Here is an 11,103-nt window from a genome sequence, read left to right as displayed (position 1 = left end):
GTTTTTGACACCAAACAAGCTTGGAAGAACAGGCAAGATGCCTGTTCCACAATTCCTAAATTTGGTGGTGTTTTTGACACCAAACAAGCTTGGAAGAACAGGCAAGATGCCTGTTCCACAATTCCTAAATTTGGTGGTGTTTTTGATGCCAAACAAGGTTTGAATGAGTATAATTCTTCAATCTAAAATCTAAAATCTAAAATCTAAAATCCGATGACTGATGGCATTTATATTCTGGCAAACGATGTTGTTTTCGACCACTTAGTCGCTTTATTGAACAGTCTCGAAGTCAACGGGGCAAAAAATATTCCTGTTTGCATCATTCCCTATGATGACAGAATGAAAAAAGTGCAAGTAGAAATTGCAACTCGTCCTCATGTCACCCTGTTTGAAAATACCGATTCCATCATTTTATGGGAAGACTTTGCGACTCAAGTTTGGAAAACTCATGCAAAAGCTCAAAAAGTATGGAAATCTCAAGGTTGGGAACCAGTTCAATGTTTGGAAATGCACCGAAAATTATGTTGTTTCGACGGCCCTTTTGATAAATTTATCTATTTTGATGCAGACACTCTGTTAATGGGTTCTCTAGATTATATTTATCAAAAACTTGATGATTTTGATTGGGTAGCAAACGATTTTCAATACAAATCCGACCTCAATTATATATTTGATTTGTCCTCCCCCAAATTACCTCAAATTTTAAATATTGACGGACTGCAATCTCATACTTTTTGTGCGGGTTGGTTTGCGTCAAAAGCGGGGGTTTTAAATCGAAATAATTGCTCTCAATTTTTAGAAAAATTAACATCAGGAGAGGCGGAAATTATGTCTTTGCGGGGGGCTGACCAATCTTTACTTAACTATTTAGTCGCCCGCAGCAAAATATCTTTTTACAACTTTGCATATGCTGAACCCGAACAGGTAACGGGAAATCATTGGTCTTCTCAATTTGATGTGATAGATGATGTTTTATATGATAAAGGACGGCGGCTTACTTATTTGCATTACATGAGTATTTCGGCTGCAAAGTTTACTCGCTTGTGTGCTGGTGAAGATGTGGAGATTCCTTACCGAGATGTATTTCTGCATTACCGCTATTTGAATTCGTCGGAAACACAGCCAAAACTCGTGCCTCCAAATGTGTTGGTTCGCTTGGGGAGAAATCTCAAAAGTTGGGGAATGAGAAAACTTAATAATGTTCAATTTAAGTTGCGGAATTTTGGGGATAAATAGTATCTAACTGTACAAAGACTGAATCCACTCCCATTCGCGCCTCAATCCTTCTTCTAGAGAAACCTGCGGCTGATAACCTAAGATTTTCTTGGCTTTAGACACATCTGCGCTAGTGTGCCGCGCGTCTCCCCTCGCAGCTTCGGTAAAATCTATGCGAATAGGTCGATCGACAATCCTTTGTATTGTATCAATAACTTCCTTCAAAACCACCCGACTTCCTCCACCAATATTAAAAACTTCCCCCGCAGCTTCAGGAACCTCAGCCGCCGCTAAATTCGCCGCAACGCAATCGCTGATAAACGTAAAATCCCGCGTTTGCAATCCGTCGCCGAAAATAGAAATCGCCTCATCAAACAAAATCGACTTAAAAAACTTGTGAAAAGCCATATCGGGGCGCTGTCTCGGCCCGTAAACAGTAAAATAGCGCAGCGAAGTAGTCGGAACGCCAAAATTTTTGTAATAAAGTCCGCACAAACGTTCACCGGCTAACTTCGTAATTCCGTAGGGAGAAACCGGCTGCGGACAAGCATTTTCATTCGTGGGAAAAGATTCAGCATTGCCGTAAATTGAAGAAGAAGAAGCATAGACAAACTTTTGCAATCTTGGCGCATCTTTAGCCGCTTCTAACAATACTTGAGTGCTGTTAATATTGCGTTCCGTATAGCTGCGAAAACCGTCGCCCCAGCTAGCACGAACTCCTGCTTGCGCCGCCTGATGAAATATCACCTTAGCATCAGATAAAAGACCACGCCAATTTAGAGACAAAATATCGCCTTCCACCAATTCAAAACCCGGATACTTTTCAAATCGTGCAATATTCTTGCGCTTGAGATCCGGATCGTAATAATCGTTGAACTCATCAACACCAATTACCGTCTCCCCTCGATTTAAAAGAGTTTCTACTAAGTTAGAGCCAATAAATCCCGCCGCACCTGTAACAATTAAAATACTCATTCGATTTTAGATTTTAGATTTTAGATTTTAAAAATTTTACACAAATTATTGCCTAACTTGTCATCTTCTTCTTTGTCTTCCTCTGCGTTCTCTGCGTTCTCTGCGGTTCAAAAAGCATCAAATAGGATAATCCTAGATAACTATCAACCCCCTTCCTTCTGATAAAAAGAGGTTGATAGTTAACTTTCATTGTTCAAAAGAATCTAAATCCAGCGCTTGGGAACCTCCGCGTTCTAACTCGATCAAAAGCTTACCTAGCTGAGTCCAAACTAGCCAGCCAGTGAGTACCGTCAGTGGCAAAGCTAGGGCATAACAAAGTAGTTTGGGGAAGCCAAAAATCTCCATCCCCGAAGCTAAAAATACACAAATACCGCCCGCCATTCCCAGAAAAGGTATGACCAATTGCAGCCTTGGCAGGTTAGCCAAGGTGCGAGTAGAACGATTTTTAGACCATTGTTGTACGGATTGTTTGAGAGTTGCTTCAAATGCTACGCCGGAAGCCATACCTGCTAGTAATCCAGCCGACATTAAAAAATAGGGAGGTTCTGGAAAATAATACACGAATAATTCCTTAATTTGGGTAATTGGAAATGGGGAATGGGGAATTGGGAATTGGGAATTGGGAATGGGGAATTGGGAATTGGGAATTGGGAATTGGGAATTGGGAATTGGGAATTGGCAAGAGTAGAATTATTTTTCTTCCTTCTTCCCTCTTCCTTCTTCCCTCTTCCTTCTTCCTGACATCCGTTACATCCGTCGAGCGAATCCGTTGCCGAACTTCCTTCTAATTAAAATCGAGTTAGCGCGGCTGCCCCTGCTGTGGAAAACTCCGTCAAAGCGCCTAGAGCAACGTTGAACAGGCGACTGGGCTGCAAATCTTCCTTGACTAAGTTCCACAGGCTGCGAACTTCTTCGGTGTGGATTCGATCGTCCTCAATCAAAGCTAACATTAGCTGGCGTCTCAAAAACGAGCCTTCCTCGGACAGCAAAAATTGCAAGCCTAGTTGGGCGGTGGGGAGCAAGTCGAAACTGCGATCCGATCGGGCGATCGCGATCATGTCCTCTAACCTGTTCCACTGGAATTTGCCATCTTTGAATAATACCTCAATCAGACGCCGCCGCAGTGCCGGAGATTCTCCGTTCAACAAACGCCGCGCTACATAAGGATACGCCACCTCGACTATCTTGAAATTCGGATTCAGCGTCAGGGCCAAACCTTCTTCTGTCACCAGAGAGCGAATAATTAAGGCAAATTTCGCCGGCACCCGGAAAGGATAATCGTACATCAACTCCGAAAACTGGTCTGTAATCGTCTTGAAGTTAAAATCTGACACCTTTTCGCCGACGATATCACCCAGTACAGATTCCAACGCCGGGACGATCGGCATAATATCTGTATCTGGAGTCAAAAAGCCAAGTTTGACAAAATCCTTCGCTAATTGTAAGTAATCTTTGTTGATCAAATGAACGACAGAATCAACCAAAGTTTCTTTAGTTGTTTCTTCCATCTGATCCATCATCCCAAAATCAATGTAAGCCATGCGGCCGTCCGCTAAGGCAAACAGATTTCCCGGATGGGGGTCAGCGTGAAAAAATCCGTGTTCCAGCAACTGCCGCAAACCGCTGCGGACTCCGACTTCAATTAAACTATCGGTATCCAAACCTGCGGCTTTAACACTTTCCATATCTGTCAGCTTGATGCCGTCAATCCATTCAAGAGTCAGAACGCAATTTGAAGTATAGCGCCAGTAAATACTGGGAACTTTTACTGTCGGGTCGTCGGCAAAATTTGTAGCAAATTTCTCGGCGTTGCGGCCTTCATTGATATAATCAATTTCCTCGAACAATTTGATACCGAATTCATCGACGATCAAACAAAGGTCGTGACCGAGATTCAGCGGCAGCAACGGGCCCAACCATCCAGCGGCCCAGCGCATTAAGTAAAGGTCAAGGCTCAATACGGGCAGCAAATTCGGTCGCTGAACCTTGACTGCTACTGCTTCCCCGGTGAGGAGGCGAGCTCGGTAGACTTGACCGAGACTTGCCGCGGCGACAGGTTCGGGGGAGATTTCGCTGTAGGTTTCGCTAATTTTGCGATCGAGTTCCGCTTCAATAATCTCGAAAGCGCGCACCGAGTCAAACGGCGGCAATTGATCCTGAAGTTTGATCAATTCTTCGAGAAAGTCTTTGCGGATCAAATCCGGTCTGGTAGAAAGGGCTTGGCCGACTTTAATGAAAGTGGGGCCCAAGCGAGTAAGTATTTGTCGTAGGTGGGTGGCCCGTTCCGGCTGGTGTGCTGCGACTTCATGCTGCCAACTGTCCCACAGCATCCCCAGAACGAAGCCTGCAAAAGACCAAATAACGGTAATTGCGCGCCAAATTGCTTTCCAAGGACGTTTGCGGTAATACTGAGCGATCGCTTGTGGATCGTAGCGTCTAGCCTGAGTGAATTGATACTGAGGCACTCGTTTATTTTCCTCTTATCTTCTGAAAATTACAGGTTAAATTGAGAATTGGGCATCGGCCATCGGGCATCGGGCATCAGGCATCAGGCATCGGGCATCGGGCATCGGGCATCGGGCATCGGGCATCGGGCATCGGGCATCGGGTATCGGGGATTAGAAGTCGAAAGTTCCAACATTCTTTATTCTTTATTCTTCCTTCTTCCTTCTTCCCTCTTCCTTCTTCCCTCTTCCTGAAATCCGTTACATCCGTCGAGCGAATCCGTTGCCGAACTTCCTTCTTCATCATTGACCGATCGCACTGCAAGTTTTAGGCGAGCGGAAAATGCACCCGTTCGAGGCGGATTGCTAGCCTAAATTTGTTTCTTTTCATTAAATATAGTACATAAAAGTACAAGTGATCGGTCAAAATACTTAACAGCTCTCCCTGACCCAGCCCAACAACGGATACCGTGCTACGTACTTAAGTCGTGGAGAGATAAAAATTTTAGACCCTAGTTCAAGATCCCAGATTTATCTGTGGGGTAAATCTAAAATCTAAAATCTAAAATCTAAAATCGACTGACCGCTGCACATTCTCACACCACTGCAACCCTGCAATTCTTTTCTCCTCCTGCATTTCCCTCGCTGATGCCATCGCGCCAAAGCTACCGGATGCGATCGGCCTTTGCCAAGCAATCTTTCAGCCCATAAATCGTCCGCTCTTGTTGATCCCTCGACAGTTCCGGGAACATCGGCAAAGACAAGACTTCGCGACAAACTTGCTCAGCCTTTGACAACTGACCTGCTTGATAACCCAAAGATTTGTAAACAGGTTGCAGGTGCAAAGGTAACGGATAGTAAACCATCGAACCGATGCCAGCTTCCTGCAACTGAGCCCGCATCCAATCTCGAAAATTGCCAGAGGGATTTTGGGCGTCTTCTGGAGTTGTCAGCCGGATCGTGTATTGATTCCAAACTCCTTTTGCTTCGGGCAATTCTTTGGGGATGGCAACTCCGGGCACGCGGGAGAGAAATTCGCTGTAAAGTGCCGCTTTCTCCTGTCGCTGCGCGTTCCAACTGTCGAGATATCGCAATTTAATGCTGAGAATCACCGCTTGCAGGGCATCTAAACGGCTGTTGTAGCCGATTTCTTCGTAGAAATACCTAGAAGACTGTCCGTGTTCTTTGAGCACTCGCATCGAAGCTGCGAGGGCTGGATCGTTTGTCGTCACCGCGCCACCGTCACCGCAAGCGCCTAAGTTTTTGGTCGGATAAAAACTGAAGCAGCCGACATGGCCAATGCTGCCGACTTTTCGAGACTGCCACTGGGCCCCGACAGACTGGGCGCAATCTTCAATTACGGCTAAATTGTGCCGAGTCGCAATTTCCATCAGCCGAGTCATGTCTACCGGTTGGCCGAAGATGTGGACGGGCATAATTGCCTTGGTTTTGTCGGTAATTGCCGCTTCGAGGAGCTCGACATCCAGATTAAAAGTCTCGCTGTCAATATCGACAAATACTGGAGTGGCGCCGACGGCGCTAATTGTCTCAGCCGAAGCAAAAAAGGTAAAAGGAGTGGTAATCACTTCATCGCCAGGGCCAATTTTGAGAGCTCGCAAGGCCAAAATCAAGGCATCGGTGCCGGAGTTGCAGCCAACGCACTCGGAAACGCCGATGTAGTCGGCGAACTCTCGTTCAAAACTCTTGACGGCCGGGCCGCCTACGTAGCCGCCAGAGGCAAGCACTTTTTGCACCGCAGCGGTTATTTCGTCGCCAAGGAGCGCGTATTGGCGGGTTAAGTCGAGGGGGGGAACATTATTCACTTTTGACACCACAAATTTCAAGCATTATCAAAGCAAATTCTTGCAGCAAAACTGTTTCTCAGAAACCTTTATTCAAATATCTTATATTTGGACAGGCAAACAATCACATTATCGAAAGGGTGGGCCGGTGTTAATTCTGCTAGATTTTACTGATTTGGGTTGGGCTTTGGGGATGGTGGCGATCGCGATCGGGCTTTCGGCGTGGCAGCAATTGGGATTGGAGGGGGCGATCGCGATCGCCGCAGGGCGCACCCTGATCCAGCTAATCTTAGTCGGGTACGTGCTCGAAGTTATATTTGACCCGGAGGGGAAAAATCCTTGGCTGGTTTTAGCAGTTTTAGCAATCATGCTGACAACTGCTAGCATGGTTGCCAGCAACCGCATCAGCAAAAAAATCAAGAACTTACTGCCCTTAGTTTGGGGTTCAATTTTGATAAGTACGGCCTTGACTCTTGCCTATACAAACTTGCTAATTTTGCAACCTGACCCTTGGTACGAACCGCAATACCTGATTCCCTTAGCGGGTATGATTTTGGGCAATGCCATGAACTCCGGGGCGATCGCGGGCGAAAGACTTGTCAGTACAGTTAATAGCAGCCAGTTAGAAATAGAAACCCATTTAAGTTTAGGTTCGACGCCGCAGCAAGCAGTAAAGCAGTACCGCAAAGATGCGATAAAAGCTGGATTAATCCCGCTTTTAAATACAATGACGGTGGTAGGAATCGTAACTTTACCGGGAATGATGACAGGTCAAATGCTGAGCGGTGTCAGTCCTCTCGATGCAGCATCTTACCAGATTTTGATTATGTTTGTGTTAGCGCTGGCAACTGTAATCGCAACTCTGCTGTTGACTGAGGGATTGTCCCGGAAGTTTTTTAATCAAGATGCACAATTGATCAAATGGTAATTGGGAATTGGGCATTGGGCATTGGGAACACCAGATAGAATATAAATTAACCCGAATTATCGTAGGGGCGGGTTCACCAACATCTCCGATAAAAATGATAAATCTCATAAACCCGCCCCGCCCAAATGACTGATAACTGACAACTCATATAATCTGTACATAAATATCTAGTCGGGGCGGGTTTAGGGAATCTAGGACTGACATTAAAGATTGTCGGTGAACCCGCCCCTACAATAATTATGATTGATTTATAGGACAAGATATCGGGATAATTTACCATGATTAAAACTCCAAATCAACCAGTAACTTTTGAAGAATTTGCGGAATGGAAACCCGAAAACCGACGTTACGAACTGCACAAGGGAGGGATTATTGAAATAGCCCAGCCACCGGGAAAACATGAAGAAGTTATCGGTTTCTTAGCCTCGAAATTAACTCTTGAATTTGTCAGGCTAAACCTGCCGTACTTCATCCCCAAACAAGCATTAGTTAAGCCGCCGGAAAACGAATCAGCCTATTCGCCCGATATTCCGATCTTAAATCGCCCCAACTTAGCATCAGAACCTTTATGGCAAAAATTCTCTACTGTGACTCAAGGAGCATCAATTCCGCTGGTTATTGAAGTAGTTAGTACCAACTGGCAAAATGACTACATCAAAAAAGTAGGCGAATACGAACTAATCGGGATTCCTGAATACTGGATTGTGGATTATCTCGGTTTGGGCGGCCGCAGGTTTATCGGGAATCCCAAGCAACCAACGATATCGGTTTATCAGTTGGTTGATGGCGAGTATGAGGTGAGTTTGTTTCGGGGAAATGATAAAATTGAGTCGTCAACTTTTCCAGAGTTGAATTTGACGGCACAACAAGTTTTTCAAGCTGGATTGATTGCGGAGTAACTCAATACCCTTGCCAAAATCTATTTGTTGGGTTAGCCGCGGTTAAATATTTACCTATTGGTGGCTTAATTGAATTGCCGCGGTCAACCAACCCTACAATATGTTCAAATCCCGGCTACTTCGGTTCGTGGCTCCCAATCCGCTTGCCTTCGCCATCGTACACCTGCATCGGGATTTTGGCGTTTTCGGCGATCGCCTCCAAAGCTTTTTGCAACGTTTGAACGTGGTTTTCTACAGCTTGGCGAGTCTTCACAGCATTGTTGTTGTTTGCTTGAATGAAAGTTTGTTGCAGTTTCTGCACGTAACCTGGAGTCATCTGCACCGCAATCAAATCTTTGCTAACAGTATAGTCGCAAATCTTGGGGTTGCCTTTGCAAGTTCTATCTAAATCCGTGCGGGCTTTTTGCAGGTTCCTTTCTTCCTGCAACTTTACTTCTGCTTGCTGCAATGAAGCTGTGTAGGAAGCGATCAGCGGTTGGGCTTTCTGAGAATAGGCAGTTGCCGCCGGCACTTGCTCCGCGTAACTCAAAGCTCTTCGCCAGGATTCTGATGCTTTAAACCAGGCGTTTTTGCCCTCAAAAATTTGAGCTTCCGCTGCTAAAGTCACAGCTTGAGTATAGGCATTTTCCGAAATTCCTTCGACATTTTTGCGCTCGCGAGCTTCGGAAAGTTTGGTTTCGTATTTGGGAACTAACAGTTTAGCTTGTTGGTAAGATGTCGTGTTCGTGGGAATTTCTGATAGGATTACGAGGGCTTCTTCCCAACCTGATTGCACTTGATCCCAAGTCTCGGCTGTCTGAGCTACGGCTTCGCGAGCTTCTGCTATTTGGGCTGTATTTTTGGCGGCGAGCAGCGTTTTTTCCGCTGTTTTCTCTGTGCTTAACTGCCGATTTCCAGTTGCTACATTCTTCCGGTACTCCTGCTTTTTTTTCTGAGCAAACGGATAAACTGGACTGTCTGCGGGGATTTCTCCGAGTTCGGCGATCGCACTTTGCCACAGAGCTTGCGCTTCCTGCCCCTTCTCGGCAGAATAAGGCGGATTTTGGGTTTTCTGGGCTGCTGACTGTGCGAGCCGCGCTGCATCGATCGCAGAGTTTAAATTCTGATTTTGCGAACGATAGCTTTCCAAGGCGCTTTGAGCTTCACCGCGATGAATTGACCAGGAGGGAATCGGTTCCAAAAGGGCGATCGCCTGTTTTAACTGTTTCTGCGCTTCTTGGGGGCTGTTGGCAACTTTTGAGGTTTTCAGCGTCTTCGTCGAATTCTCGCTCAACTGTTTGGCCTTAGCTAAAGCACTACATTCTCCGATGACGCAGGGGCGGCTCAGCATATAATAACCGCCTGCCAAAACTAGCGCGGCGACACTGATGATTCCTACTGCAGCCAGCATCGCAAACGGTGACTGCTTGGGTTTTTGGGCAACTGTTACCGCTTCCATATCCAGCGGATTGAAGGGATTGTCTGCAATATCTGCCGGGATTGCTTGCACGCTGAAGGCGATCGGATCGGAATTGCTGGAACTCTCAGAAAAATTGGGGAAATATTCTTCATCCCACGCATCTTTCTCATCTGTTTCTAACGGTATCTCCTCCTCTACATCCGCCGTCTGTACCACATTTTCTGTTAAGACTATCCCCGTTTCTTCAGCAGGGGGATTCTCGGTTTTTTTGAACAACAGCACTGTTTTTGGTTTTGACAAAACAGGGTTGTGCATGGTAAAAGAATGGAAAGCATAAGGCTGTTTTTGCCCGGTAATTTTTAGGCAAAGTCCAATCTGTTGAATAGATTCTGGTTTTATTTCGAGAATTGCTGCTTCTAGCACCGCAAAAGTCGGTTTGGCTTTGAGAACTAAACTGCGCGGGTGTTCTCCCACAACCGTTAAAGATTCATCTCGAAAATCGCAACTAATATAAAGCGGTAAGTTTTTAAATCCGGCTGCTTGCAAGTGTTGCTGCAATTTTACTTCTAGAAGTTGGGCGTTGCTTTGGATCGTTGCTGCTGTCATATTTTCTCCTCTGTCTTATCTCACAAGTTTCGATTTTAGATTTTGAATTTTAGATTTTAGATTGCAGAACAGTCGGGTTTTTTGATTAGGTTGAACTTGGGCATCGATTCATTCCAAATCTTAACTCGGAAAATTCAAGTTGCCACAAAATCTTAACTCTCAAATCTCAGCTTGCAAAGCCTGTCCATAACTTTCGCTGTAATAAACTTGAGTCACGTCAAAACGCCCGCCATATTGTTTGAAAGGTGCGGCTGCATAACCAAGCGGCAGCAAACAGCAAACATCTACTTCTTCGGGGATTTGAAAGGCTTCTTTCACCTTAGCGCTGACAAAACCTTCCATCGGACAACTGTCTACCCCAAAACTTTTAGCCACAATCATTAAGTGGGCTACTGCAAGCATTGTATGTCTGTTTGTCCAAGCTTCTAGGGAGTCGAAGCAGGGACGGTTCTCGAACAATTGCGGGATTGCTTGTCGCATATAACCTGCTAAATTGTCATTCATTGCGCCTGTGGTTTTGCCCAATTCGATGACGGCTTCGGTGTTTTCGGGGCTGCCGGCGCGCCGATCGCCACAACAGATTAATACTACTGGGGCTTCTACCACTTGGCGCTGATCGAAGGCGCAAGTTTTTAATTTTTCTTTGCTGGCTGCGTTTTGAAGTACGATAAACCGCCAAGGCTGCAAGTTGTAACCAGAGGGCGATCGCACTCCCAATCGCAAAATCTCTGCCAAGATTGCTGGGGGAATCGGATCGGGTTGGAAGCTGCGCGCGGCCCGCCGGCTTTCGATCGCCGTTTTAACATTAATTGAAGGTTGGATTTCAATTGTCATG

10 protein-coding genes are annotated in these 11,103 nt (G+C 45.7%); 4 read left to right on the top strand and 6 right to left on the bottom strand.

Going from position 1 to position 11,103, the window contains the following annotated elements; all coding sequences use genetic code 11:
* On the top strand, nt 1–186 hold a 186-nt coding region (locus QUB39_RS18305), incomplete at its 5' end, for a hypothetical protein (protein WP_333210324.1).
* A gap of 27 nt (nt 187–213) precedes the next feature.
* On the top strand, nt 214–1,236 hold the full coding sequence (locus tag QUB39_RS18300; RefSeq protein ID WP_333053815.1) for an Npun_R2821/Npun_R2822 family protein: 1,023 nt from the start codon (nt 214–216) through the stop codon (nt 1,234–1,236).
* 3 nt (nt 1,237–1,239) lie between these two features.
* Here QUB39_RS18300 and QUB39_RS18295 read toward each other — a convergent pair whose 3' ends face one another.
* The 4 genes from QUB39_RS18295 to QUB39_RS18280 all read right to left on the bottom strand — a co-directional run bounded on the left by QUB39_RS18295 (nt 1,240) and on the right by QUB39_RS18280 (nt 6,457).
* Entirely contained in the window at nt 1,240–2,190 is a 951-nt protein-coding gene (locus tag QUB39_RS18295; protein ID WP_333210326.1) for an NAD-dependent epimerase/dehydratase family protein, read from the bottom strand.
* 186 nt (nt 2,191–2,376) lie between these two features.
* On the bottom strand, nt 2,377–2,751 hold the full coding sequence (locus QUB39_RS18290) for a hypothetical protein (protein ID WP_333047934.1): 375 nt from the start codon (nt 2,749–2,751) through the stop codon (nt 2,377–2,379).
* A 227-nt stretch (nt 2,752–2,978) separates the two neighbouring features.
* The gene (locus QUB39_RS18285; RefSeq protein WP_333210330.1) at nt 2,979–4,655 is read right to left on the bottom strand and encodes an AarF/ABC1/UbiB kinase family protein; all 1,677 of its coding nucleotides are present in this window, start codon (nt 4,653–4,655) and stop codon (nt 2,979–2,981) included.
* A gap of 644 nt (nt 4,656–5,299) precedes the next feature.
* Entirely contained in the window at nt 5,300–6,457 is a 1,158-nt protein-coding gene (locus tag QUB39_RS18280; RefSeq protein WP_333053812.1) for a DegT/DnrJ/EryC1/StrS family aminotransferase, read from the bottom strand.
* Nucleotides 6,458–6,584: 127 nt separating this feature from the next.
* On the opposite strand from QUB39_RS18280, the gene QUB39_RS18275 reads away from it, so the two are divergent.
* Nucleotides 6,585–7,364 (top strand): ABC transporter permease, encoded by a 780-nt coding sequence (locus tag QUB39_RS18275; protein ID WP_333053811.1) that lies wholly within the window; start codon nt 6,585–6,587, stop codon nt 7,362–7,364.
* 278 nt (nt 7,365–7,642) lie between these two features.
* On the top strand, nt 7,643–8,263 hold the full coding sequence (locus tag QUB39_RS18270; protein WP_333210332.1) for a Uma2 family endonuclease: 621 nt from the start codon (nt 7,643–7,645) through the stop codon (nt 8,261–8,263).
* Nucleotides 8,264–8,378: 115 nt separating this feature from the next.
* On the opposite strand, the gene QUB39_RS18265 is transcribed toward QUB39_RS18270, so the two are convergent.
* The gene (locus tag QUB39_RS18265; protein WP_333210334.1) at nt 8,379–10,268 is read right to left on the bottom strand and encodes a hypothetical protein; all 1,890 of its coding nucleotides are present in this window, start codon (nt 10,266–10,268) and stop codon (nt 8,379–8,381) included.
* A gap of 159 nt (nt 10,269–10,427) precedes the next feature.
* Entirely contained in the window at nt 10,428–11,102 is a 675-nt protein-coding gene (locus QUB39_RS18260) for a nitroreductase family protein (RefSeq protein WP_333053808.1), read from the bottom strand.
* Nucleotide 11,103: the final 1 nt, after the last annotated feature.

It is taken from the genome of Microcoleus sp. AT8-B5 (assembly GCF_036705565.1).
GTDB lineage: Bacteria > Cyanobacteriota > Cyanobacteriia > Cyanobacteriales > Microcoleaceae > Microcoleus.
This window is presented reverse-complemented; position numbering and strand designations above follow the sequence as displayed.

Coding starts and splice junctions, on each gene's coding strand:
- QUB39_RS18300 (WP_333053815.1), top strand. CDS start 214: ATGACTGATGGCATTTATATTCTGGCAAACGATGTTGTTTTCGACCAC.
- QUB39_RS18295 (WP_333210326.1), bottom strand. CDS start 2,190: ATGAGTATTTTAATTGTTACAGGTGCGGCGGGATTTATTGGCTCTAAC.
- QUB39_RS18265 (WP_333210334.1), bottom strand. CDS start 10,268: ATGACAGCAGCAACGATCCAAAGCAACGCCCAACTTCTAGAAGTAAAA.
- QUB39_RS18270 (WP_333210332.1), top strand. CDS start 7,643: ATGATTAAAACTCCAAATCAACCAGTAACTTTTGAAGAATTTGCGGAA.
- QUB39_RS18260 (WP_333053808.1), bottom strand. CDS start 11,102: ATGACAATTGAAATCCAACCTTCAATTAATGTTAAAACGGCGATCGAA.